At 68.2% G+C, this 23015-nt stretch carries 27 protein-coding genes, 1 tRNA gene, 1 pseudogene and 2 riboswitches; of the genes and pseudogenes, 19 read left to right on the top strand and 10 right to left on the bottom strand.

What is annotated here, in order from left to right; genetic code table 11:
- Window positions 1-74 precede the first annotated feature (74 nt).
- Both nrdR and FHS98_RS00480 read left to right on the top strand, forming a co-directional pair.
- The gene (gene nrdR, locus FHS98_RS00485; protein ID WP_167098231.1) at window positions 75-536 is read left to right on the top strand and encodes a transcriptional regulator NrdR; all 462 of its coding nucleotides are present in this window, start codon (window positions 75-77) and stop codon (window positions 534-536) included.
- Window positions 536-1258 carry an RNA methyltransferase gene (locus FHS98_RS00480; RefSeq protein ID WP_167098228.1) on the top strand — a complete coding sequence of 241 codons (723 nt, stop codon included), beginning with the start codon at window positions 536-538 and terminating at the stop codon, window positions 1256-1258. Before nrdR ends, FHS98_RS00480 begins: the two co-directional genes overlap by 1 nt.
- Here FHS98_RS00480 and FHS98_RS00475 read toward each other — a convergent pair.
- The gene (locus FHS98_RS00475; RefSeq protein ID WP_425057322.1) at window positions 1255-1527 is read right to left on the bottom strand and encodes a chorismate mutase; all 273 of its coding nucleotides are present in this window, start codon (window positions 1525-1527) and stop codon (window positions 1255-1257) included. The two genes, FHS98_RS00480 and FHS98_RS00475, sit on opposite strands and share 4 nt — an antisense overlap.
- A gap of 135 nt (window positions 1528-1662) precedes the next feature.
- Here FHS98_RS00475 and FHS98_RS00470 point away from each other — a divergent pair, with 135 nt between their 5' ends.
- The 7 genes and pseudogenes from FHS98_RS00470 to aguB all read left to right on the top strand — a co-directional run bounded on the left by FHS98_RS00470 (window position 1663) and on the right by aguB (window position 7162).
- The gene (locus FHS98_RS00470; protein ID WP_167098221.1) at window positions 1663-1911 is read left to right on the top strand and encodes a hypothetical protein; all 249 of its coding nucleotides are present in this window, start codon (window positions 1663-1665) and stop codon (window positions 1909-1911) included.
- A 184-nt stretch (window positions 1912-2095) separates the two neighbouring features.
- Window positions 2096-2710, top strand: coding sequence for a 30S ribosomal protein S4 (gene rpsD / locus FHS98_RS00465; protein WP_019831093.1), 615 nt, complete (start codon window positions 2096-2098; stop codon window positions 2708-2710).
- 148 nt (window positions 2711-2858) lie between these two features.
- Entirely contained in the window at window positions 2859-4241 is a 1383-nt protein-coding gene (locus FHS98_RS00460) for an alpha/beta hydrolase family protein (protein WP_243847789.1), read from the top strand.
- 15 nt (window positions 4242-4256) lie between these two features.
- Window positions 4257-4856 (top strand): annotated as a pseudogene (locus FHS98_RS18720) (alpha/beta hydrolase family protein); the annotation flags it as partial.
- Window positions 4857-4957: 101 nt separating this feature from the next.
- On the top strand, window positions 4958-5947 hold the full coding sequence (locus FHS98_RS00455; RefSeq protein WP_167098218.1) for an agmatine deiminase family protein: 990 nt from the start codon (window positions 4958-4960) through the stop codon (window positions 5945-5947).
- The gene (locus FHS98_RS00450) at window positions 5947-6297 is read left to right on the top strand and encodes a DUF3147 family protein (RefSeq protein WP_167098215.1); all 351 of its coding nucleotides are present in this window, start codon (window positions 5947-5949) and stop codon (window positions 6295-6297) included. The genes FHS98_RS00455 and FHS98_RS00450 overlap by 1 nt, the downstream gene beginning before the upstream one ends.
- A 13-nt stretch (window positions 6298-6310) precedes the next feature.
- On the top strand, window positions 6311-7162 hold the full coding sequence (aguB, locus tag FHS98_RS00445; RefSeq protein WP_167098212.1) for an N-carbamoylputrescine amidase: 852 nt from the start codon (window positions 6311-6313) through the stop codon (window positions 7160-7162).
- 35 nt (window positions 7163-7197) lie between these two features.
- On the opposite strand, the gene FHS98_RS00440 is transcribed toward aguB, so the two are convergent.
- Both FHS98_RS00440 and FHS98_RS00435 read right to left on the bottom strand, forming a co-directional pair.
- Window positions 7198-7356, bottom strand: coding sequence for a hypothetical protein (locus tag FHS98_RS00440; RefSeq protein ID WP_167098210.1), 159 nt, complete (start codon window positions 7354-7356; stop codon window positions 7198-7200).
- 8 nt (window positions 7357-7364) lie between these two features.
- Window positions 7365-8027 (bottom strand): uracil-DNA glycosylase, encoded by a 663-nt coding sequence (locus FHS98_RS00435; RefSeq protein WP_167098207.1) that lies wholly within the window; start codon window positions 8025-8027, stop codon window positions 7365-7367.
- 23 nt (window positions 8028-8050) lie between these two features.
- Between FHS98_RS00435 and folK the strand changes: the two genes are divergently transcribed.
- The 3 genes from folK (at window position 8051) to FHS98_RS00420 (ending at window position 9209) form a co-directional block, all read left to right on the top strand.
- Window positions 8051-8581 (top strand): 2-amino-4-hydroxy-6-hydroxymethyldihydropteridine diphosphokinase, encoded by a 531-nt coding sequence (gene folK, locus FHS98_RS00430; protein ID WP_167098204.1) that lies wholly within the window; start codon window positions 8051-8053, stop codon window positions 8579-8581.
- Between the two features lie 25 nt (window positions 8582-8606).
- Window positions 8607-8682, top strand: a tRNA-Lys gene (locus FHS98_RS00425).
- Between the two features lie 197 nt (window positions 8683-8879).
- The gene (locus tag FHS98_RS00420; RefSeq protein WP_167098201.1) at window positions 8880-9209 is read left to right on the top strand and encodes a hypothetical protein; all 330 of its coding nucleotides are present in this window, start codon (window positions 8880-8882) and stop codon (window positions 9207-9209) included.
- 48 nt (window positions 9210-9257) lie between these two features.
- Here the strand turns inward: FHS98_RS00420 and gcvPB are convergent, their stop codons facing one another.
- The 5 genes from gcvPB to FHS98_RS00395 form a co-directional block, all read right to left on the bottom strand.
- Window positions 9258-10829 carry an aminomethyl-transferring glycine dehydrogenase subunit GcvPB gene (gcvPB, locus tag FHS98_RS00415; protein ID WP_167098198.1) on the bottom strand — a complete coding sequence of 524 codons (1572 nt, stop codon included), beginning with the start codon at window positions 10827-10829 and terminating at the stop codon, window positions 9258-9260.
- On the bottom strand, window positions 10826-12190 hold the full coding sequence (gene gcvPA, locus FHS98_RS00410) for an aminomethyl-transferring glycine dehydrogenase subunit GcvPA (protein ID WP_167098195.1): 1365 nt from the start codon (window positions 12188-12190) through the stop codon (window positions 10826-10828). Before gcvPA ends, gcvPB begins: the two co-directional genes overlap by 4 nt.
- A gap of 129 nt (window positions 12191-12319) precedes the next feature.
- On the bottom strand, window positions 12320-12700 hold the full coding sequence (gene gcvH / locus FHS98_RS00405) for a glycine cleavage system protein GcvH (protein ID WP_425057321.1): 381 nt from the start codon (window positions 12698-12700) through the stop codon (window positions 12320-12322).
- The gene (gene gcvT / locus FHS98_RS00400) at window positions 12700-13872 is read right to left on the bottom strand and encodes a glycine cleavage system aminomethyltransferase GcvT (RefSeq protein WP_167098189.1); all 1173 of its coding nucleotides are present in this window, start codon (window positions 13870-13872) and stop codon (window positions 12700-12702) included. Before gcvT ends, gcvH begins: the two co-directional genes overlap by 1 nt.
- Window positions 13873-13929: 57 nt before the next feature.
- A riboswitch (glycine riboswitch) is annotated at window positions 13930-14054 on the bottom strand.
- Window positions 14055-14161: riboswitch (glycine riboswitch) on the bottom strand. It lies immediately after the preceding riboswitch.
- 115 nt (window positions 14162-14276) lie between these two features.
- Complete coding sequence (locus tag FHS98_RS00395; protein WP_167098186.1) at window positions 14277-14942, bottom strand: hypothetical protein; 666 nt, start codon at window positions 14940-14942, stop codon at window positions 14277-14279.
- A 98-nt stretch (window positions 14943-15040) separates the two neighbouring features.
- Between FHS98_RS00395 and ispH the strand changes: the two genes are divergently transcribed.
- The 4 genes from ispH to FHS98_RS00375 are packed head-to-tail and all read left to right on the top strand — an operon-like array spanning window position 15041 to window position 17824.
- Window positions 15041-16021 carry a 4-hydroxy-3-methylbut-2-enyl diphosphate reductase gene (gene ispH / locus FHS98_RS00390; protein ID WP_167098183.1) on the top strand — a complete coding sequence of 327 codons (981 nt, stop codon included), beginning with the start codon at window positions 15041-15043 and terminating at the stop codon, window positions 16019-16021.
- A gap of 35 nt (window positions 16022-16056) precedes the next feature.
- On the top strand, window positions 16057-17016 hold the full coding sequence (gene thrB / locus FHS98_RS00385) for a homoserine kinase (protein WP_167098180.1): 960 nt from the start codon (window positions 16057-16059) through the stop codon (window positions 17014-17016).
- On the top strand, window positions 17013-17465 hold the full coding sequence (gene rnhA / locus FHS98_RS00380; RefSeq protein ID WP_167098177.1) for a ribonuclease HI: 453 nt from the start codon (window positions 17013-17015) through the stop codon (window positions 17463-17465). The genes thrB and rnhA overlap by 4 nt, the downstream gene beginning before the upstream one ends.
- On the top strand, window positions 17465-17824 hold the full coding sequence (locus tag FHS98_RS00375; RefSeq protein WP_167098174.1) for a DMT family protein: 360 nt from the start codon (window positions 17465-17467) through the stop codon (window positions 17822-17824). Before rnhA ends, FHS98_RS00375 begins: the two co-directional genes overlap by 1 nt.
- On the opposite strand, the gene FHS98_RS00370 is transcribed toward FHS98_RS00375, so the two are convergent.
- Window positions 17814-18935 (bottom strand): FAD-dependent oxidoreductase, encoded by a 1122-nt coding sequence (locus tag FHS98_RS00370; protein WP_167098171.1) that lies wholly within the window; start codon window positions 18933-18935, stop codon window positions 17814-17816. The genes FHS98_RS00375 and FHS98_RS00370 overlap by 11 nt on opposite strands.
- On the bottom strand, window positions 18932-19885 hold the full coding sequence (locus tag FHS98_RS00365) for an alpha/beta hydrolase (protein WP_167098168.1): 954 nt from the start codon (window positions 19883-19885) through the stop codon (window positions 18932-18934). Before FHS98_RS00365 ends, FHS98_RS00370 begins: the two co-directional genes overlap by 4 nt.
- A gap of 51 nt (window positions 19886-19936) precedes the next feature.
- On the opposite strand from FHS98_RS00365, the gene FHS98_RS00360 reads away from it, so the two are divergent.
- The 3 genes from FHS98_RS00360 to FHS98_RS00350 are packed head-to-tail and all read left to right on the top strand — an operon-like array spanning window position 19937 to window position 23004.
- Complete coding sequence (locus FHS98_RS00360) at window positions 19937-20410, top strand: A24 family peptidase (RefSeq protein WP_167098165.1); 474 nt, start codon at window positions 19937-19939, stop codon at window positions 20408-20410.
- Window positions 20411-20455: 45 nt separating this feature from the next.
- On the top strand, window positions 20456-21475 hold the full coding sequence (gene cpaB, locus FHS98_RS00355; protein WP_167098162.1) for a Flp pilus assembly protein CpaB: 1020 nt from the start codon (window positions 20456-20458) through the stop codon (window positions 21473-21475).
- 2 nt (window positions 21476-21477) lie between these two features.
- The gene (locus FHS98_RS00350; protein ID WP_167098159.1) at window positions 21478-23004 is read left to right on the top strand and encodes a type II and III secretion system protein family protein; all 1527 of its coding nucleotides are present in this window, start codon (window positions 21478-21480) and stop codon (window positions 23002-23004) included.
- The last annotated feature ends 11 nt before the right edge of the window (window positions 23005-23015 follow it).

The following is a 23015-nucleotide window of genomic DNA, read 5'->3' as shown; positions in this document are numbered from 1 at the left end:
TGACGCTCCGCTCGCTCTTCGGGCGGAGCGGGAATGGACCCTGAACCAAGTTCAGGGTGACGAAGGAAAAAGAAATGCGTTGCCCGTTCTGCGGACATGAAGACAGCCAGGTGAAGGATAGCCGTCCCTCCGAGGACGGCACCTCGATCCGCCGCCGCCGCCAATGCGAGGGCTGCGGCGGCCGCTTCACCACCTTCGAGCGCGTGCAGCTTCGCGAGGTCACGGTGGTGAAGTCCGGCGGCAAGCGCGAGCCGTTCGAGCGCAGCAAGCTCGAACGCTCGATCGAGATCGCCTGCCGCAAGCGCCCGATCAGCGCGGAACGGATCGACCGGCTCGTCTCCGGCATCCAGCGCCAGCTCGAAACCTCAGGCGACAATGAGGTGGATTCGACGCGCATCGGCGCGCTGGTGATGGAAGGGCTGAAGGGCCTCGATCCGGTCGCCTACATCCGCTTCGCCAGCGTCTACAAGGATTTCACCGAAGCCCGCGACTTCGAGGAATTCGCCGGCAATGTCAGCGAGATCGGCAAGAAGTGATGCTGGAAGCCCTGCCCCCCGTCATCGTCCTCGTGCGGCCCCAGCTCGGCCAGAATATCGGCAAGGCCGCGCGCGCGATGCTCAATTTCGGGCTGACCGAGATGCGCCTCGTCTCCCCGCGCGACGGCTGGCCCAACCCGGAAGCCGGCCCCGCCGCCTCGGGTGCGGACATCGTGCTGGAACAGGCCAAGGTCTATGAGAGCGTCGCCGACGCGGTGGCGGATTGCGCGCATGTCTATGCCACAACGGTGCGCAAGCGCGGGGTCACCAAGCCGGTGGTCACGCCCGCCGAGGCGGCGTCCGAGATGCACGCCGCGCAGGGCCGCACCGCGATCCTGTTCGGGCCGGAGCGATCGGGGCTGGAGACGGACGACGTCGCCATCGCGCGCTCGATCCTGACCGTGCCGATCAACCCGGAGTTCGGATCGCTCAACCTCGCGCAGGCGGTGATCCTGGTGGCCTATGAATGGTCCAGGGGGCAGGCGCTGGCGCAGCCGCCGGCGGTGGACCTCGATCCCCCCGCCCCGCAGTTCGAGCTGGACGGCATGATCGACCAGCTCGAAGCGATGCTGGACGGCGCGGGCTATTTCTTCCCGCCGGACCGCGTGCCCGCCACCAGGCGGACGCTGCGCACCATGCTCACCAAGCCCGGCTGGAACAGCCAGGAAGTCCGCACGCTGCGCGGCATCCTCACGTCGCTCGCCAATCCGAGGTCGCGTTAGGGCCGCGCCTCGTCGAAGCGATCGAACTCATAGGCGATCGAGGCTTCGACCAGCACTTCCCAGAGCTGGGCGGCGATCTCGGGCGGCCAGCCATGCTCACGCGCGTGAGCAGCCGCGTTGGCGATCACCTGGGCCTTGCGCGGCTCGTCCCGCACATGGCCGCGCTCGGGCTTGATGCGGGCCGCGGCGCGCATGTAACCGAAGCGGGTGGCCAGAAGCTCGACGATCGCGCGGTCCGTGGCATCCACGCCGAGGCGCACTTCGGTCATCGTATGGCATTGATCGGGGGGAAGGATTGATGTCATGCTCCTCCCCATAAGAGAATAAGGGTCCGAAGCAAGGACACCGTCTTCAGGGGCGGCCGCTTCGGCTGCCGCATCATGTCAAATGGGGTGGAACAAGAAATGAGTGTCCTGTTTATCGCCGTTTCCCTTCTGGCCGCTTCGCCCGACGCCGCCACGCAGGCGGCCGTGCCGGCGCCGACGCCGGTGAAGGAACGCAAGATTTGTCACGACGAGCCCGAGACCGGCTCGCTCATCAGCAAGCGCACCTGCCACACCAAGGCGGAATGGGATGCCATCGCCAAGGCGAGCCAGCACGACATCGACGCCTTCCGCAACAAGCCGATGCAGAGCCCCGTATCCGGCGGCTGATCCGGCCTTCATCATCGTTCCGGCTTGACCTGGGGCGCGCCTTCTGCCACAGGCGCGCCTCGCAATTGGCCCCGCACGTCCGGTGAAGCGGGTGCCCTGCCGTCCCAGGAGCCTTATCGACTCTCGGTCGCGACAGCGCGGTACCGGACATTTGTTGAACGCAATTGATCTTGAAGGACGACATATGTCGAAGCGCACCAGCGCCAAGTACAAGCTCGATCGCCGCATGGGCGAGAACATCTGGGGCCGCCCGAAGTCCCCGGTGAACAAGCGTGAATATGGCCCCGGCCAGCACGGCCAGCGCCGCAAGGGCAAGGTTTCGGACTTCGGCATCCAGCTCAAGGCGAAGCAGAAGCTCAAGGGCTATTACGGCGACGTCACCGAGAAGCAGTTCAAGAAGGCCTACACCGAAGCGTCGCGCATGAAGGGCGACACCGGTCAGAACCTGATCGGCCTGCTCGAGCGCCGTCTCGACGCCGTCGTGTACCGCGCCAAGTTCGCGCCGACGATCTTCGCCTCGCGTCAGCTCGTCAGCCACGGCCACATCCGCGTCAACGGCGTGAAGTGCAACATCGCGTCGCGCCTCGTGAAGGTCGGCGACGTGATCGAGCTGGGCTCGAAGGCCGCCGAAATGGCGCTCGTGATCGAGGCGCAGGGCCTGTCGGAGCGTGAGGTTCCCGATTACCTCGCTCAGGACGGCACCACCAAGGTTTCGTACCAGCGCGTGCCGACCCTCGACGAGGTGCCCTATCCGGTGAAGATGGAGCCGAACCTGGTCGTCGAGTTCTACTCGCGCTGATCCGGCGGCTTCCGCCGAAAGATATGGGGCGGCTCCCTCGCGGGAGCCGCCCCTTTCTTTTTGGCGCGAACATCGCCCCCTCTCCCGATCGCTTGTCACTGCGCGAGACAGAGCGCAGATAAAGCACGGGGTATCATCAGGGGGTTTCATGCGTTTTTTCCCGTATGGCAGCGCCACGGCGGCGTTGCTGGCGATGTCCGCGCCTGTGCTTGCGGACAATTCACCGGCCAGTTCAACGGATATCCTCGCCCAGAAATTTGGACATCGCGAAGACATCATCGACGTCAGTCTTTCACCTGACGGACAGCAGGTGGTCTATATCTCACCGGGCGATGGCCAGGCGACATTTGCGATTGTGTCCAGCGTGGACGGTAGCCACGCGCGCCCGATCGCCCGCGCCGCCGGCGATCCTCTGCATCTCGAAGCCTGTGACTGGTCCTCACCGCACCGGGTCGTGTGCAAGCAATATGGCGTGGCCATGCGCGACAACGTTCTCGCGCCGTTCACGCGCACCGTGGCCGTCGACGACGACGGCACCCACATCCAGCCGATCGGGTTGCGCAACAATGTCGACAAATTGAGGATCAGCCAGTTCGATGGACAGATCATCGACTGGCTATCAGGGACTGACGGCACCGTGCTGATGACGCGCGATTATGTGCCGGACAACACCATGGCAATTGGCAACTTCGGCAGCCGGGAGGACGGGATCGGCGTCGATCTCGTCGATACGGTGACGGGGCGCGGCAAGCGCGTCGAGGCTCCCATCCACGGTAACGCCCACTATCTTTCCGACGGCCGGGGAGCCGTCCGCATCATGTCGAGCGATCGGAACAGCGGAAGCGGTGATATCCTGTCCGGTGTGACGCGCTACAGCTACCGCCTCACGGGTGAGCAGACATGGCGTCCCTTCAGTCAGACCGATGCCGCGGGCGGAAACGCCCTGATCCCGATCGCCGTCGATGGGCAGGCCAATGTCGCTTATGCGCTGCGATCGCTCGACGGGCGGGACGCGCTTTATCGGGTGGCGCTGGACGGCTCGATGAAGACGGAACTGGTGTACGCCAATCCGAATGTCGACGTACGCGGCGTCGTGACGATCGGCCGGGACGGGCGCGTGATCGGCGCCTCCTACACCACGGATCGCAGGCAGATCGAATATTTCGATCCGCAATATCGCGCGCTGGCGCGGGCATTGGGCAAGGCGCTCCCCAAGCTCCCCCTGATCTACTTCCTCAGCGCCAGTGCGAACGAGCGCAAGCTGCTGATTTTCGCCGGCAGTGACGTCGATCCGGGGCATTATTATGTTTTCGATCGCGATACCCATCATCTGGACGAACTGACATCCGCCCGGCCGGAGCTGGAAGGCCTCACCCTGTCGCCGGTGAGGAGCATCACCTATCCCGCGGCCGACGGAACCAACGTACCAGCCTATCTCACCCTACCGCCGGGGAGTTCGGGGCAGCATCTTCCCGCCATCGTAATGCCCCATGGCGGCCCCTCCGCGCGGGACGAATGGGGCTTCGACTAGCTCGCCCAATATTTCGCCCAGCGCGGCTTCGCGGTGCTTCAGCCCGAGTTCCGCGGTTCGTCCGGCTATGGCGACGCATGGTACGTCCAGAACGGCTTCAAGAGCTGGAAGACCGCGATAGGCGACATCACCGACGGCGCGCGCTGGCTGGAGAAGGAGGGCATCGCCGATCCGGCCAAGATGGCGATCGTCGGCTGGTCCTATGGCGGCTATGCGGCACTTCAGGCAAACGTGGTCGATCCCGCGCTGTTCAAGGCCATTGTCGCGATCGCGCCCGTGACGGACCTCGGCATGATGAAGAGCGAGGCTCAGAACTATACCAACTCCCGGCTTGTCGCGCGCTTCATCGGCGATGGCCCGCATATCGCGGAAGGCTCGCCCGCCCGCCATGCCGATCGCTTTCAGGCGCCGGTGCTGATGTTCCACGGTGACCAGGACATCAATGTCGCCATCGAGGAATCCCGCACGATGGACAAGGCGCTGAAACGAGCCGGCAAATCGAGCGAACTGATCGTCTTCAAGGGGCTGGATCACCAGCTCGACGACAGCAAGGCGCGCGCCGATATGCTGGCCAAGGCAGACGGTTTCCTGCGCGGTCATCTCGGCATGCAGTAGCCGGCAGGCACGACAATCCGGGCGGCATCGCAAGCATGATTGCCGGGGCGCGGCCGCCCTGTAAAAGAGCCGGCAACCCTCCCCTCTCCCAAGGACGCCCCATGACCTTCCGCCAGCCGCCCGAATGGGCTCGTCACGATGCCGTCTGGATCGGTTTCCCGAGCCATCCCGAGCTGTGGCTGGAGGATCTGGGCGCAGCGCGCGAGGAAGTCGTCGCCTTCGCCCGCGCGGTGTGGGCCGATGGCTTCGGCGAGAAGCCCATCCTCGTCGCCGCCGATGAGGATGCCGGCGCCGCCGCCACCGTGATGGCGGGCGATTTCGCCGAGGTGCTGGTCCGCCCGTTCGGCGACGTGTGGCTGCGCGACACCGGGCCGATCCTCGTCGCATCAAACGGGGCCATCGCCGCGCGCGATTTCGGCTTCAACTATTGGGGCGGCAAATATGATCTGCCCGGCGACGAGGAGATTGGCGGCCTGCTCGCGGCGACGCGCAAGCTCGCCGTCACCGGCTGCGACTGGGTGCTGGAAGGCGGCGCGATCGACACGGACGGCACCGGCCTTGTCGTCACCACCGAGCAGTGCCTGCTCAACCCCAACCGCAACCCCGACATGACCCGCGCCGAGATCGAAGCCCGCCTCGCTGGCGACCTCGGCCTCACCCGCGTGCTGTGGCTGGGCGATGGCCTCGCCAACGATCACACTGACGGCCATGTCGACAATCTCGCCCGCTTCGTCGGGCCGAACCGGCTGGCGCTGCCCGTCTCGGCGGGTGAGGACGATCCCAATGCCGCCGTCTTCGCCGACGCGAAGGCCCGCGCCGAGGCGATGGGCATCGAGGTGGTCGCCATCCCTTCCCCCGGCCGCGTCGCCAACGAGGAGGGCGATGTGGTGCCCGCCTCCTACATGAACTTCTATATCGGCAACGCGGCGGTAGTGGTGCCTGTCTATGGCGCGCCCAACGACGATGCGGCGGTGGCCGCGATCGGGGCGCTCTTCCCCGGACGTTCCGCCGTGGGGGTCCGCGCCGACCATCTGCTGACCGGCGGCGGCAGCCTGCACTGCATCTCGCAGCAGATTCCGTCCGCGGGCTGATGCTCGCCTTCTGGATCAGGGCGCTGCTCTCGGGCGTGATCGTGGCCGCCGTCTCGACGGTGGCGCGGCGCCTGCCCGCGGCCGGCGCGCTGATCGCCTCGCTGCCGCTCGTCTCGGTGCTGGGCATGATCTGGCTGTGGCACGACCGACCGGATGCGGAGAACATGGCGGCGCACGCGGAGGCGACCTTCTGGTACGTCCTCCCTTCGCTGCCGATGTTTCTGCTGATCCCGGCGCTGCTTCGGCGCGGCGTGGATTTCTGGCCGGCGCTCGCCATGGGTTGCGCGCTGACCATCTTCGCCTATCTCGCCACCGTCCTGATCGCCGCCCGCTTCGGCGTCCGCCTTTAGAAGAGACCCGCACATGACCACGATCACCGTCGCTGCCATGCAGCTCGCCTTTTCCGATGACGAGGCCGCCAACATCGCCAACGTCTCCGAACTCGTCCGCGAGGCGGCGGGCAGGGGGGCGCAGGTGATCCTGCCGCCGGAGCTGTTCGAAGGCCCCTATTTCTGCCGCGTCGAGGACGAAGGCTATTTCGTACACGCCCGCCCGACCCATTCGCATCCGGCGGTGCTGGCGATGCAGAAGCTCGCCGCCGAGCTGAACGTCGCGATCCCGACCAGCTTCTTCGAGGCGGATGGCCCGCACCATTACAACTCGCTGGCGATGATCGGCCCGGATGGCGCGATCCAGGGCGTCTATCGCAAGAGCCATATCCCGGACGGCCCCGGCTATGAGGAGAAATTCTATTTCCGTCCCGGCAACACCGGCTTCAAGGTGTGGCCGAACGTCGCGCCCGCGACCGTCGGCGTCGGCGTCTGCTGGGACCAGTGGTACCCAGAGACGGCTCGCGCGATGATGCTGATGGGCGCGGAAGTGCTGTTCTACCCGACCGCGATCGGCACCGAGCCGCACGACCCCGATCTCGACACCAGCCGCCTGTGGCGCCGTGCGATGATCGGCCATGCGGTGTCGAATGTCGTGCCGGTGGTGGCCTCGAACCGCATCGGCAACGAGGAAGGCCAGATCTTCTACGGCAACAGCTTCATCTGCGACGAGCGCGGCGACATGCTGGCCGAGTTCGGCAAGGACGAGACGGGCGTGCTGGTCGCGACCGTCGACCTCGCCCAGGTGAAGCGCCATCGCGCCGCCTTCGGCTTCTTCCGCGATCGCCGGCCGGAACTGTACGGCCGCCTCGTCCAGGACATCTGAGGCCCGAATATCCTCCCCGCCGAGCGGGGAGGATGTCAGTCGCGGCGGCGCACCAGCCGCCGCACCGCCCAGAAGGTGCCCCCCAGCGCCGCGAGGCCCAGCAGGATCACGCCTCCCGCCGACGCCGCCGCCCACAAGGCGGCGGTAATCAGGATCATCATGAAATCCGCGATCGCCAGCGTCAGGTGGACCATGGCGCGCCTTATCCCGCCTGCCGGAGGGCCAGCGCCCGCTCGAACACCGTCTCGAACAGCGGCGCGGTGATGACGCCGGTGTTCTGGTTGTAGCGCGACGGATGATAGCTATCGATGAGCCTGATCCCGGACGGCACGCGATGTTCCGCCAGATGCGCGAAGGGCATCTTCGGCAGCTTGCCGCCCAGCGCCTTCACCGCCGACTGGTGCGCGATCTGGCCGAGCGTCACCACCACCTTGAGGTTGGGCAGCGCATCGAGCGCGGGTTCGAGGAACTGGCGGCAGGTGCGGATCTCCTCCGGCGTCGGCTTGTTCTGCGGCGGCAGGCAGCGCACTGCGCTGACGATGATCGCTCCCTTCAACGTCACGCCATCGTCGGGCGTTCCCGCATAGGTGCCTTCGGACAGGCCGAATTTCGCCAGCGTCCCGTAAAGCAGCGGGCCGGAGAAATCGCCGGTGAAGGGCCGCCCGGTGCGGTTGGCGCCCTGCATCCCCGGCGCCAGCCCGACGATCGCGAGCCACGCCTCGGGATCGCCGAACGAAGGCACGGGCGCGTTGAACCAATCCGGGTGGAGCGCACGCTGCTCCGCGCGCAACGCCGCCAGCCGGGGGCAGAGCGGGCAATCGGGCGAAGGTTCGGCGGCGACGAGATCGGGGGTTTCAACACGCATCGCCCGGCGATAGGCGCTGGGGGATGGGATCGGCAAGTTATGTCATCGGCCTCGGCTCGAACCGCCCGCACGGGACGCACGGCCGGCCGCGCGCCGTCCTCGCCGCCGCGATCGGGGCGCTGGCTGCGCAGGGGCTGACGATCCGGGCCAGGAGCGCCATCCTGCGCACCCCCGCACTCGGCCCCAGCATCCGCGATTTCGCCAATGCCGCCGTGCTGATGGAGAGCGATCTCGCGCCGCCCGCCCTGCTCGCCCTGCTCAAGCGAGTCGAGCGCGCCTTCGGGCGGCGGCGCGGGCAACGCTGGGGCGCGCGGGTGATCGATCTCGATATATTGGTATGGTCGGGGGGGGCATGGCCGCCGCTGCCCCGTCGCGCCTTCTCAGGGCGGCTCGCGGTGCCGCACGTCGCGCTGCCTTTCCGCGATTTCGCGCTGGCTCCCGCCGCCGCCATGGCGCCCGGCTGGCGCCACCCGATCGCCTGCCACACGCTCCGCCAGCTCGAAGCGCGCCGCCGCAAGCCGCGACCGGTTGACCGCCGGCCCCGAGACCAATAGGGACGGCCACGCGGCGGCGCGGCATGGGTCCGTAGCTCAGTCGGTAGAGCAAGCGACTTTTAATCGAGAGGTCATGGGTTCGAGTCCCATCGGACCCACCACCCGCGCCGCCGCTGCCATCGAAATATTTTCGGACGGCCGAACGTCTCGTTTCGCGCCCGAATCAGCCTCGTTCCGGGCTGGCAACAAGGTTGCGCGCGCTCATTCCCACCAATTTGTCATGGAACCCGCCTTATTCTGCCGGGTTAGGCCCCACGCGAGACCTGTTCACTCGCCGACAACGGTTGGAGGAACGATAATGAAGATGATCCTTTTCGCGTCTGCACTGGCGTTGAGCAGCGCCGCCGTCGCGCAGGATACCCCGCCCGCCCCGACGACGCCGCCTGCCGATGCGACCGCGCCCGACCAGTCGGCCCCGACCACGACGGCTCCGATGACGCCGGACGCTTCGGCGACTCCGCCGGCGCCTGCCGCCGAGCCCGCCGCTTCGGCCGCCGCGGCGACCGACGACAGCAATCTGCCGGCCTGCTCGCGCACCGTCACCGACAAGTGCGTCCAGAAGGGCGGCTCGGGCCATCACGCGACGGCGAAGCACCACGCGAAGCATCGCGCGGCGCCGAAGAAATAAGCGGTTGGAGAGGAGGCCGGGCGGCATCGCACCGCCCGGCCGAACCCCTTACTCCGCCGCGCGAGCCTGCACCGGCTCCTTCCAGACGAGCACCGGCTTGCGCGCGGCGGCCGTCTCGTCGAGGCGGCGGCGTGGCGCGTGGACCGGCGCGGCCTTGAGCGCGGCGTCGCCCGCCTTGGCCTTCCCCGCCACATGGCGGAGCGCGCCGATGAACTGATCGAGCGCGGCCTTGCTCTCGGTTTCGGTCGGCTCGATCAACATCGCGCCGTGGACGACAAGCGGGAAGTACATCGTCATCGGGTGGAAGCCCTCGTCGATCAGCCCCTTCGCCACATCGAGCGTCGAGAAGCCCTCGGCGAAGCCCGCATCCGAGAAGATCGCCTCGTGCATACAGGGGCCGGATGCCGCGAACGGTGCGTCCAGCGTGTCCTCCAGCGAGCGCAGGATGTAGTTGGCCGAGAGCACGGCGTCTTCCGACACCTGCTTCAGGCCATCCGCACCGTGGCTCATCATATAGGCCGCCGCGCGGACGAACATGCCCATCTGGCCGTGGAAGGCGACCATGCGGCCGAAGGCGTCGCTATGCCCCTCGGCGGCCACCGTCTCCTCCTCGACGAGGACATAGCGATCGTCATGCTTCTCGACGAAGGGCAGCGGCGCGTAGGGCGCCAGCGCCTGCGAGAACACCACCGGACCCGAACCCGGACCGCCACCGCCATGCGGGGTGGAGAAGGTCTTGTGCAGGTTGATATGCATCGCATCGACGCCGAGATCGCCCGGACGCACGCGGCCGACGATCGCGTTGAAGTTGGCGCCGTCGCAATAGACATAGCCGCCGATGCCATGGACCGCCTCGCAGATCGCGATCATGTCGCGCTCGAACAGGCCGCAGGTGTTCGGGTTGGTAATCATCACGCCCGCCACCTCGGGCGAGAGCGCGGCCTTCAGAGCCTCCAGATCGACGCGGCCATCCCCGGTCGCCGGGATGCCCTTCACCGCATAGCCGGCGAAGGCGGCGGTCGCCGGGTTGGTGCCGTGCGCGCTCTCGGGCACGAGGATGATCTTGCGGGCATCGCCCTTCGCCTCATGCGCGGCGCGGATCGCCAGCAGGCCGCACAGCTCGCCATGCGCGCCCGCCTTGGGGCTCATCGCGATGCCGGGCATGTTGGTGAGCGTCTTCAGCCACTCGGCGACGAGATGGATCAGCGCCAGCGCGCCCTGCGTGCCGTCGACCGGAGTCAGCGGGTGGAGATCGGCGAAGCCCGGCAGGCGGGCCATCTTCTCGTTGAGGCGCGGATTGTGCTTCATCGTGCACGAACCGAGCGGGAAGAGGCCGAGGTCGATCGCGTAGTTCTGGCGGCTGAGGCGCGTGTAGTGGCGCACCGCCTCCGGCTCGGTGAGGCCCGGAAGCTCGATCGGCTTCAGGCGCTCCAGACCGCCAAGACGGCTCTTCACCTTCGGCGCTTCCGGCAGGTCGACGCCCGTGCGGTCGCTGCCGCCGATCTCGAACAGCAGCGGCTCTTCGAGCATCAGGGCCTTGTTGCCCGTGTAGGTGGGGGCCGCATCGGGGCCGCCCTGAACGGGCGCTTCCGGGCGCCAGCCCGACTGATTGATCGTCATGCCAGCGCCTCCTCGAGCGCGGCCGCCAGTGCGGCGACATCTTCCCTGGTGGTCGTCTCGGTGACGGCGACGACCAGCCCGTTCTCCAGCGCCTTCACGCCCGGATAGAGGCGGCCGAGCGACACGCCGCCGAGCACGCCCTTCTCCGCCATGTGGCGGACGACCGGACGCGCTTCCTTCGGGAGCGTCAGCGTGAACTCGTTGAAGAAAGCCCCGTCCATCACGGTGACGCCCGGCACCTTGGCCAGCGTGTCGGCGGCTTCCACCGCGAGCGCATGGTTGAGCTGCGCCAGCTCGCGCAACCCCTTCTCGCCCAGCAGCGTCATATGCACCGTGAACGCCAGCGCGCAGAGGCCGGAGTTGGTGCAGATGTTCGACGTCGCCTTCTCGCGGCGGATATGCTGCTCGCGGGTCGAGAGCGTCAGCACGAAGCCGCGCTGGCCATCCGCGTCCACCGTCTCGCCCGCAAGACGGCCCGGCATCTGGCGGACATGCTTGTCCGAGCAGGCGAACAGGCCGACATAGGGACCGCCGAAGTTCAGGCCGACGCCCAGCGACTGGCCCTCGCCCACGACGATGTCCGCACCCATCTCGCCCGGCGACTTGATGAGGCCGAGCGACACCGGCTCCGTCACCACCGCGATCAGCAGCGCGCCCTTGGCGTGGCAGGCCTCCGCCAGCTCGCTGAGATCGGCGACGCGGCCGAGGATGCCGGGGTTCTGGACGACGACGCAGCTCGTCTCGCTGTCGATGGCGGCGATGAGGCGCGCCATCTCCATCTCGGCGGTGCCTTCGAGGCGCGGGGTCGAGGTCTCCAGCACGTCGCCGGTGAACTTGGCCATCGTTGTGCAGACGGAGACATAATGCGGGTGCAGACCACCCGAGAGGATCGCCTTGCCGCGCCTGGTGATGCGGCGCGCCATCACGATCGCCTCCCAGCAGGCGGTCGAGCCGTCATACATGGAGGCGTTCGCGACGTCGCAGCCGAACAGCCGCGCGACCTGCGTCTGGAATTCGAACAGCGCCTGCAACGTGCCCTGCGCGATTTCGGGCTGGTACGGCGTGTAGCTGGTCAGGAACTCGCCGCGCTGGATGATGTGGTCCACGCTCGCGGGGACATGATGCCTGTAGGCGCCGGCGCCGAGGAAGAAGGGCTGGTCGCCCGCCGCCTGGTTCATCCGCGCGAGCTGGCTGAGCTGGCGCTCCACCTGCTGCTCGGTCTGGTGCATCGGCAGGCCGGGGACGGGGCCGGAGAGGCGCGCGGCGGCGGGCACGTCGACGAACAGGTCGTCGACCGAGCCGGCGCCGATCACGCCCAGCATCGCCTGCCGATCGGCGGGCTGGAGGGGCAGATAACGCATCAATGGGGCTTCCTCATCAAAAGCGGAGGCAGTGTCCCCGCCGCAACCGGCAATTTCCCGGTAAGATTGAGAATGGGCAGCCCTTCCTCCCTCCCCCGATGAAAAGGGAGAGAGGAAGGAGATTCGAGATTACAGGCCGTCGACGAAAGCCTTGTAGCCGGCCTCGTCCATCAGGCCGTCCAGCTCGGACGGATCGGCGAGCGTCAGCTTGAAGAACCAGCCGTCGCTCTCCGGCGCGGTGTTGACCAGCGAGGGGTCGTCACCGAGCGCGCCATTGCCCTCGATCACTTCGCCCGTCACCGGCGCATAGACGTCGGAGGCCGCCTTCACCGACTCGACGACGGCGGCTTCCTTGCCCTTCTCGACCCTGGTGCCGGCGGCCGGCACTTCGGCGAACACGATGTCGCCGAGCTGCGATTGCGCATAGTCGGTGATGCCGACGGTCGCGGTGGTGCCGTCGACGGCGATCCACTCATGGTCCTGCGTGAAATAGAGCGTCGTCATGGCCATCAAGCTCCCTTGCGATGGTAACGGTGGGGGACGAACGGCATCGGGGTGACCGTGCCGGTGTAAATCTTGCCGCGCTGGCTGAGCGTGATCTTCGCGCCCGCCTGAGCGGAGGCCAGCGGCACATAGGCCATGGCGATCGGCTGGTTGGTCGAGGGCGAGTGGCCACCCGACGTCACGCGGCCGACCTCATTGCCCTCGGCATCGAGCACGGCCGCGCCCTCGCGGACCGGCTGGCGGCCCTCGACGACGAGGCCGACGCGCTTCAGGATCGAACCGTTCTCGCGCTCCGCCATGATGCGGGCGTGGCCGGGGAAGCCCCCTTCCTCGCGGCGGCGCTTGGAGAGCGCGAAGCCGAGATCGGCGGCGACCGGCGTCGTCTCCTCGTCGAGATCATGGCCGTAGAGCGGCAGGCCCGCCTCCAGACGCAGCGAGTCGCGCGCGCCGAGGCCGATCGGCTTCACCTCGGGCTGCTCGCACAGCAGGTTGGCGAGCGCCTCGACATCCTCGGCCGGGACAGAAATCTCGACGCCGTCCTCGCCGGTATAGCCCGAGCGGCTCACCCAGCAGTCGATGCCGCCGATGGTGAAGGCGCCGGCGGTCATGAAGGTGAGGTCCGCGACACCCGGCGCGAGGCGGGCGAGCGCCGCCACCGCCTTCGGCCCCTGAAGCGCCAGCAGCGCCTGCTCGTAAAGGTGCGAGAGCGTCACCTCGTCGGGGAGATATTCGCGCAGATGCCCGATATCCTCCCACTTGGTCGCGCCGTTGACGACCATGTAATAGCCGCCCGGCGCATCGAAGGGCGACGCCTCCGGCAGATGCGTGACCATCAGATCGTCGAGGATGCCGCCATTCTCGGCCAGCAGCAGCGAGTAGCGCTGGCGCCCCGCGGCGAGGCCCTTCACGTCGGCCGGGAGCAGCGCCTCCAGCGCGGCGGCGACATCGACGCCTTCTTCCTCGGCCGTGAAGACGAGCTGGCCCATATGGGAGACATCGAACAGGCCGGCATTCTCGCGGGTCCAGAGATGCTCGGCCATGATGCCCTCATACTGGATGGGCATGTGATAGCCGGCGAACTCGACCATGCGGCCGCCCTTTGCGCGATGCCAGGCATCGAGCGGCAGCGTCTCGGGCGCGTTCTCGACGATGTCGGCTTCGGGATTCGTGTCGGTCATCAGGCGCTCCGGTCAGATACGAACGAGGCGGCGGCGACGGGATTCGTCGCATCCATCCTCGCCCCCTCTGTCACGGAACCTGAGAGCTTTCGCGGACAAGCGCCTTGCGAGCGCCGTCGCTTACCCCTTCGGTGGGGCGGCTGGCCGCATACGACCCCCGCCCGCTTTCCAGAGTGCCCTGTTCTGCCCGCGCGGTCCCGTGGCCTGAGAGATTCCGGGGCGGTTGCTCCTTCGGCGGCGCCGCCCTGACCCATCAGGCCCGATCGACACACTCTCCCGCGCGTGCAGCCGGCGGTCGCCCACCGGAAGCGAGTCGCGGAGTGGCCGAGCGCCGCGCTCGAGTCAATCAGCGGCCACGCTCTTTGCTGTGGAAAGAGGCGTACCCCTTTCCGCCAGCCGCCCGCTTACTTGGTCGCGTTGTAGGCGAGCTGCTCGTTGGTGAGCTGGAAGCCGACCAGCAATTCGAAGCTCGCCTTGTTGAGCGCGGCGCGCACGCCCGGATCGGTCATCGGGTCGATCGAGGCATCCACGTCCTCGGCATTGCGCTTGCGGATCAGGCGGTTGCGGATGTTCTCCGGCAGCGTCGCGTCCGCGCGGCTGACGGTGGCGTTCGCCTGGCCATTCGCTTCGCCCAGCAGCTTGCCATCGTCGAAATGGATCGAGATGCGGCTGATCGACTTGGAGGCGATCTTGTCCCCGCCATGGATCACCACCGCATAATAAGGCAGCACGACGTCGCGCGCGCCATGGCTGTCGCTGCGGCGGGCGACCACGCGGAAGGTCGCGTTGGTGGCGAGCGTGGGCGAATCCGTGTCGCTGTCGTCGCACTGGCTCTTGAGGTCGGTCAGCGTGGCGACCACGTCGATCGCCTTGGAATCGCGGCTCGCCGGCGGGTTGAACAGGGTCACCGTGCCCGTATAGGCGGCGACGCCGACCGCGGGGCAGCTCGTGCGCTTCACCTCCTGGCCGATCGAGCCGCCGATCGCGGTGATCTCGTTATCATGGGCGCATCCCGTGGCCAGCAGCGGCAGAAGGACGAGGGCGAGCGGCAGACGCTTGGCGATCGACAAGGGGATACATCCTAGAGGCACGCCGGGCGGCGCGGAACAGCGCGGATCATAGGAAGCGCCTTTCGTGCAGGCAAGCAATCGCGTAAGGCTCGACAGGCATGGTCGACGTTCAGATTGAAACCCGCCCGCCTGCCGAAGCCGGGCTCCCGCCGCTCGAACTGCTGATCGCGGCGCCCCGCGGATTCTGCGCCGGCGTCGATCGGGCCATCCGCATCGTCGAGTTGGCGATCGAGAAGTTCGGCGCGCCGGTCTACGTCCGGCACGAGATCGTCCACAACAAATATGTCGTGGATACGCTGAAGGCGCAGGGCGCGATCTTCGTCGAGGAGCTGGACGAGGTGCCCGACGACGCGCCCGTGGTCTTCTCCGCCCACGGCGTGCCCAAGGCGGTGCCCAACAAGGCGACCGAACGGGGCCTGACCTGGCTCGACGCCACCTGCCCGCTCGTCTCCAAGGTCCACCGTCAGGCCGAGCGCCTGTCCGAGCAGGGGCGCCATATCCTCTTCATCGGCCATGCCGGCCACCCGGAAGTGATCGGCACGCTGGGCCAGCTCCCCGAAGGCGCGATGACGCTGGTCGAGACGATGGAGGATGTCGCCGCGCTCGCGCCCGCCGATCCCGACAATCTCGCCTTCCTCACCCAGACGACGCTCTCGGTCGACGACACCGCCGACATCGTGGAGGCGCTGAAGGCCCGCTTCCCGAGCATCCACGGGCCGCGCGGCGAGGATATCTGCTACGCCACCTCGAATCGGCAGGCGGCGGTGAAGGCGATCGCGCATGAGTGCGATGCGATGCTGGTGATCGGCGCGCCCAATTCGTCCAACTCCGTCCGCCTCGTCGAGGTGGCCGAGCGCGAGGGCGCCCGCGCCCGCCTCGTCCAGCGCGCCGAGGAGATCGATTTCGACTGGATCGAGGGCGTGAAAATCCTCGGCATCACCGCCGGCGCGTCGGCGCCCGAGGTGCTGGTGCGCGAGGTGGTCGCCAAGATCGCGACACGCTATGCGATCAGCGAACGCGAGATCACCACCACGGTGGAGAAGATGTCGTTCAAGCTGCCCCACGGCCTCGCCGCCTGAACGGGCGACGGCAGGGCGATCTTGGGGGAAGTTCCATGGCAGTCTACACGCATGTTCCGGCCGAGGAGATGGCCGTGCTCCTCGCATCCTATGGTCTGGGCGCGCTGCGCTCGGCCAAGGGGATCGCCGAAGGAGTCGAGAACAGCAATTATCTGGTCGAGGCCGAGGGCGGACGCTTCATCCTGACGCTCTATGAGAAGCGCGTGGATGCGGGCGACCTGCCTTTCTTCCTCGCACTGCTCGACCATCTGGCCGATCGCGGGCTGCCCGTGCCGCGCGCGCTCAGGGATCGTGAGGGGCGGCAGATTCAGACGGTCGCCGGACGTCCGGCCTGCCTGATCGAGTTTCTCGAAGGCGTCTCGCTCTCGCATCCGACGGCGGCGCAGGCCCGCGCGGCGGGCGAGGCCCTCGGCCAGATGCACGCGGCTCTGGCCGATTTCATGCCGACGCGCCCCAACACGCTGGGCCTGCCCGGCTGGCACGAGCTGGCGGCGCGCTGCGGAGATGCGGTGGATGCGATCCAGCCCGGCCTCTCCGCGCGGATCGGCCAGGAACTCGCCTATCTCGACGCGCACTGGCCGGCCGGCCTGCCGCGCTCGGTGATCCATGCCGATCTCTTCCCCGACAATGTGCTGATGCTCGGCGACACGGTGACGGGGGTGATCGACTTCTATTTCGCCTGCACCGAAATCCGGGCGTGGGATCTCGCCGTCACGCACAGCGCCTGGGCCTTCTCGTCCGATGGCGCGACCTATGACGAAGCGATCGGGCGTGCCCTGCTCGACGGCTATGCCGACGCCTTCGGCCTCTCCGATGCCGAGCGGGCGGCGCTGCCCGTGCTGGCGCGCGGATCGGCGCTGCGCTTCACCCTCACCCGCGCGTGGGACTGGCTGAACACGCCGGCCGACGCGCTCGTCACGCGGAAAGACCCCCTCACCTTCCTGCGCCGGCTCGATTTCTATGCCGCGAGGGGCACGGAGTTGTTCACCGCGTGACCGAAGAGCTTCCCATCGTCTCGATCTTCACCGACGGCGCCTGCAAGGGCAATCCCGGCCCCGGCGGCTGGGGCGCGCTGCTGCGCATGGGCGCGACCGAGAAGGAGCTTTCCGGCGGCGAGGCGCAGACCACCAACAACCGCATGGAGCTGACCGCCGCGATCCGCGGGCTTCAGGCGTTGAAGCGCCCGTGCCGCGTCACGCTCACCACCGACAGCCGCTATGTGATGGACGGCCTCACCAAGTGGATACACGGCTGGCGCAAGAATGGCTGGAAGACCGCCGACAAGAAGCCGGTCAAGAATGCCGAGCTGTGGCAGGAGCTGCTCGCCGCCGCCGCCCCCCACCGGATCGACTGGAAATGGGTGAAGGGCCATGCCGGCCATGACGAGAATGAGCGCGTCGACCAGCTCGCCAGCGCCGAGGCGCTGAAGTTCGGGCGGCGCTGATGCCGCCCCTCCTCGCCCGGCTGCTCCCGCCGCTGATGCTGGTCGCATCCAACCTGTTCATGACGACGGCGTGGTACGGCCATCTCAAATATAAGGACCGGGCGCTCTGGCTGGTGGTGCTGGTGAGCTGGGGGATCGCCTTCTTCGAATATTGGCTGGCGGTGCCGGCCAACCGGATGGGCAGCAACGTCTATTCCGCCGCCCAGTTGAAGGCGATGCAGGAGGTCATCACGCTGACCGTCTTCGCCGGATTCTCGGTGCTCTATCTCGGGCAGAAGATCACATGGAACCACGCGATCGGCTTCGCGCTGATCGCCCTGGGCGCCTTCTTCGTGTTCCGCGCGCCTGCTAGCGGCTGAAGCGCCCCGGCGCATAGCGCACGGCGTCGACATGCGCGAGCATCGGATCGGGCGCCACCTTCCCCAGCAACGCCGCGCCGAGCTTGGCCGCGGCCGGTGCGGTCTGGATGCCGAACCCGCCCTGCCCCGCGAACCAGAAGAAGCCCGGCCGGTCTTCCGCGAAGCCATAGATCGGCAGGCGATCCGGCGCGAAGCTCCTGAGGCCGGCCCAGGAGCGCTCCACCCGATCGACCCGCCAGTCCACCACGCCGCCCATGCGATCGATGGCGGTGGCGACGTCGATCTCGTGCGGGGCCGCGTCGGCGGCGGGTGCCGGGGTCTCGTCGTGCGGGCTGAGCCAGAGCCGGCCGCCCGATTCGGGCTTGAAGTAGAAACGCTCGGCCGCGTCGATCACCAGCGGCAGCGCGGATGGCGCGGGCGGCGTCACCCGAAGCTGCGCGATCGTCCGCCGATAAGGCCGGATACCGAGCGGCGCGGCGTCGGCGATGGCCGCCACCTCGTCCGCCCAGGCGCCGGCGGCGTTGACCAGCACGTCCGCCTCGATCGTCAGCGCATTGCCCGCGTCGATCCGCCAGCGCCCGCCCTCGCGGTCCGCGGAACGCAGCGGCGCGGCGCAGATCAACTCCGCCCCCGCCGCCTTCGCCGCGCGCAGATAGGCGGCGTGGAGCGCAGCCACGTCGATGTCCGCCGTACTCGCCTCCAGCAAACCGCGCCACGGCCCCGGCCGGAGCCCCGGCACGAGCGCCGCGATGGCCGCCCCGTCGAGCGGCTCCAGCGCCACGCCGCTCCCGGCGAAACGCGCCTCGAAGGCATCGAGCGCGGCGAAGTCCGCCTCCGCCGCCAGATGCAGGGCGCGGCGCGGCGTCAGGAATCCGCGCTCGGAGAAGCCCTCGGGCGGCGCGGCGAGGAATTTCCCCGACGCGCTGGTGAGCGGCTGCACGCCCGGCCCGCCATAGCTCTCGGTCCAGAAGGCAGCGGAGCGGCCGGTGGCATGGTAGCCGGGCAGCGCCTCGGCCTCGATCATCGCCACCGAGGCGAACGGCGCGACTTCGGCGGCGAGGCTCGCGCCCGCCATCCCGGCGCCGACGATCACGATATCGAAGCGCTTCACCGGGCGGGCGCCTTCCGATCCAGAAAACCATCGATGGCGGCGAGCGCGGGCAGGCGATTCTCGTCGGCCTCGCGCAGCACCTCGTGCCGCGCGGTGGGAAGCGTCAGCAGTTCCGCCTCGGGAAGCCGGCGCGCGGCCTCCGCGATCGCGCCATCGTCCACCAGCACGTCGAGCCCCGCCGCTTCGAGCAGCACCGGCGTCGCCACCGCTTCCAGCGCGCGCGGCCGGGCGATTCGCGCGGCCCCGGCCAGCGCCGCGCCCAGCCAGTTCCAGCTCGGCGGGCCGAGCGCGAGCCCCGGCTCCTGCCGCTTCCACCATTGCGAATCCTCATAGCGCTCGCGGCTGGCGGTGAGCCGGAGCTGGCGGCGCGGATCGGCCGGATCGTCCCGCCACGCCGCGCGATGGCCGAGGCCGAGCAGCTTCGCGCCGCGCACCATCGCGCGCGCCAGCGGCGCGGGGATTCGCCGCGTGTCGAGCGCCAGCATCGGCGCCACCAGCACCAGCGCATCGAGCCTGAGCCCCCGCTCGGCGCAGGCACGGAGCGCGACATGCCCGCCCATCGAGTGCGCCACCAGCACATGCGGCCCCGGCGTCCGGGCCTTCCAGTCCGCCGCGAACGCCATCAGATCGTCGATCAGCGGATCGAAGCTCAGCCGGTCGTCGGCCCATGCGCCGGGCGCGGAACGCCTCGAACCACCCTGCCCGCGCCAGTCGAATCCCTCCATGGACCATCCGCGCCCGTGCCAGTGATCGCAGGCCTCCAGATATTTCTCGATGAAGTCCGCCCGGCCGGACTGGAACAGCAGGCTGCCGCGCGGGCGGCCCTCCGCATCCCAGCGCCAGGCGCGATGCGCCCAGCCGTCGGCGGCCTTCCACGTCCAGAATCGCATCCCCTCCGGGTGCCTGCGGCGGTCGAAGATCGAGTCGGCGGGGAGAACGTCTAAAGGCATCGTCCGGGCTGGTTACGGTTTGGCAAGCCCCGCCGTCTAGTGTCCGCAGCCATGCAGACGGTTCTGATCGGAATCATGGCAGGCGGCCTCATCGCCGCACTCGCCTACGCGACGTGGACGGATATCCGTTCGCGCATCATTCCGAATCCGCTCAACGCCGGCATCGCGCTCTCCGCGCCCTTGTGGTGGTGGGCCTCGGGGCTCAGCCCGTGGCCGGGGATGGCGATCCAGCTCGCCCTCGGCGGCGCGGCGCTGCTGGTGTTCATGGGCGCCTTCGCGATGGGCGCGATGGGCGGCGGCGACGTCAAGCTGATCGCCGCGCTGGGGCTCTGGCTGCTGCCCCTGGACTTCTTCCAAATGATCGTCTGGATGTCGCTGGGCGGCGGATTGCTCACCTTCGGAATGCTGATCTGGAAGTGGGCAAGGAAAAACGAGGGTCAGCTTGAAATCCCTTATGGCGTGGCAATCGCCGCCGCGACAGCACCCGTTTTAGCCGAACGATATATTTACCATTTCACGGGATAATCCGGGCTCAAGATGGACCTTGGCCTGTAGGGGGCAAACGACGTCATGGATGGAAAGAAGCTAGCACTGCTGATCGGCGCGTTATTCGTCGCCGCAGTGACCGCGATCATGGCGAAGAGCATGTTCGGCGCGTCCGGTGCCCCGCAGGTCTTGGCCGCCCCCGCCCCCGTCCCGACCGGGCCGAAGGTGCTGGTGGCGACCAAGCCGCTGCCGGTCGGCACGATCCTCGGGCCGGATGCCTTCCGCTTCCAGCCCTGGCCGAAGGATCTGGTCGATGGCGCTTATTATGTCCAGGGCCAGGCCAATGCCGATCCGGCGAAGATGGCGGGCATGGTCGTCCGCTCGGAGATCACCGCCGGCCAGCCGCTGACCCAGGGCGCGCTCGTCTCGCCGCAGGACCGTGGCTTCCTCGCCGCCGCGCTGACGCCGGGGATGCGCGCCGTGACCGTTCCGGTGGGCGGCGCGACCGGCGTGGCCGGCTTCGTCTTCCCCGGCGACCGCGTCGACCTCGTGCTGACGCAAGACGTTCAGGCCAATGGCGACAGCGGCCAGCCGCTCCGCGCATCGGAGACGATGATCCGCAACATCCGCGTTCTCGCCACCGACCAACGCACCGACAATCAGCCGACGTCGGACGGCAAGACCGACGTGCGCAACTTCTCGATGGTGACGCTCGAAGTGACGCCCAAGATGGCGGAGAAGATCGGCGTCGCGCAGAAGCTCGGCTCGCTCTCGCTGTCGCTGCGCCCGCTCGCGGACAACACGCAGGAGCTGGAGCAGGAGATCGCCGCCGGCGACATCAACGTCCCCACCGGCACGGACCCGAAGGCCGAGCGCAAGATGCTGCTCGACATGGCGAGCCGCCCGCAGGACACGCAGACCACCTTCACGACCGGCGGCGAGGTGTCTCGCTTCGCCCGGTCCTCGATGCCGCGCACGCAGGTCGCGACGGCCGCTCCGGCGGCGGGCGGCAGCGCCGCCCCGGCCGCGCCCGCCTTCGCTGGCCCGGTCGTTCGCGTCGCCCGCGGCAACACCGTCACCGACACGCCCGTGGGGGGGAAGTGATAATGTCGATGAAGCCGATCTATCGCCACGGCGCTACGGGCACAGCCCTCGCCGCGGCCCTCGCGCTGGGCCTGATCGCCGCGCCGTCGGCGCCCGCCGCGGCCTGGCCGGCCGCCGCCCGGCCGCACCACGCGACCGCCCGCACGGCGCCGATGCCGAACGTCACCACCGGCGGCGCGGCCGTCGCGGTGGCGCCGGGGCAGGCGATCACGCTCTCCACCGGGCGCGGCCAGCTCATCACGCTGCCCCGCCCGATGTCCGACCTGTTCATCGCCGATCCCGCGATCGCCGACGTGCAGGTCCGCTCGCCCACCCGCCTCTATGTGTTCGGCAAGGCCAGCGGCGAGACGACGCTTTCCGCCACGGCGAAGGATGGTTCGGTGGTCTTCTCCACCTCGGTCCGCGTCGGCCCGAACATCGGCAATATCGGCCAGATGCTGAAGATCGCGATGCCCGAGGCGCAGATCACGGCGACGCCGATGAACGGCCTCGTCGTGCTGACCGGCACCGTCGCCGCGCCCGATGACATCGAGGAAGCGAGCCGCCTCGTCACCGCCTTCGTCGGCAAGGACGTGCAGGTGGTCAGCCGCATCAAGACGGCGACGCCGCTTCAGGTGATGCTGAAGGTGCGGTTCGCGGAGGTGAGCCGTTCGTTCGACAAGAGCATCGGCTTCAACATCCTGACCAGCGATTCCACCGGCGGCTTCAAGTTCGGCCTCGGACAGGGGCAGGCGATCGATCCCGATACGCTGAAAACCGCCATTCCGACCACCGGCTCGGTGCTGAACTTCGCCGGCCCGCTCGCCGGCCTCAACATCATGAGCGCGCTCGATCTCGCGGAGACCGACGGCCTCGCCACCACGCTCGCCCAGCCGACGCTGACCGCGCTTTCGGGCGAGACCGCGAGCTTCCTGGCCGGCGGCGAGATCCCGATCCCGGTGCCGCAATATCAGGGCGTCACCACGATCGAGTACAAGCAGTACGGCGTCAGCCTCGCCTTCACGCCGACGGTGCTCGGCGACGGGCGCATCTCGATGCGCGTGCGGCCCGAGGTTTCGCAGCTCGACAAGACCAACGGCGTGACGATCGGCAGCATCTCGGTGCCCGGCATCCTCACGCGGCGCACCGAAACCACCGTGGAGCTGGGCTCCGGGCAGTCCTTCGTGATCGGCGGCCTGCTCAACAACAATGCCAACAATTCCGTCAACAAGGCGCCCTTCCTGGGCGACCTGCCGATCATCGGGCAGCTCTTCCGCTCGAACGGGTGGAAGCGCGACGAGGATGAGCTGGTGATCGTCGTCACGCCTTATCTGGTGCGGCCGGTGTCGGACAACAGGATCGCGCTGCCGACGGACGGCTATCGCATGGCGAACGACGCGCAGATCATCGCGCTCGACCAGCAGGCTGACGGCAAGTCGGGCAAGAAGGGCAAATATCCCAAGGCCCTGCCGCCCGTCACCGCGCCGGCCCCCGATCCGTCGCGCAAGACCACGCCGGACGCGCCCGCTCCCGGCTTCTCGATCAATTGAGGATGCTCGTC

The sequence above is a fragment of the Sphingomonas oligoaromativorans genome, assembly GCF_011762195.1.
Classification (GTDB): Bacteria; Pseudomonadota; Alphaproteobacteria; order Sphingomonadales; family Sphingomonadaceae; genus Solisphingomonas; species Solisphingomonas oligoaromativorans.
This window is presented reverse-complemented; position numbering and strand designations above follow the sequence as displayed.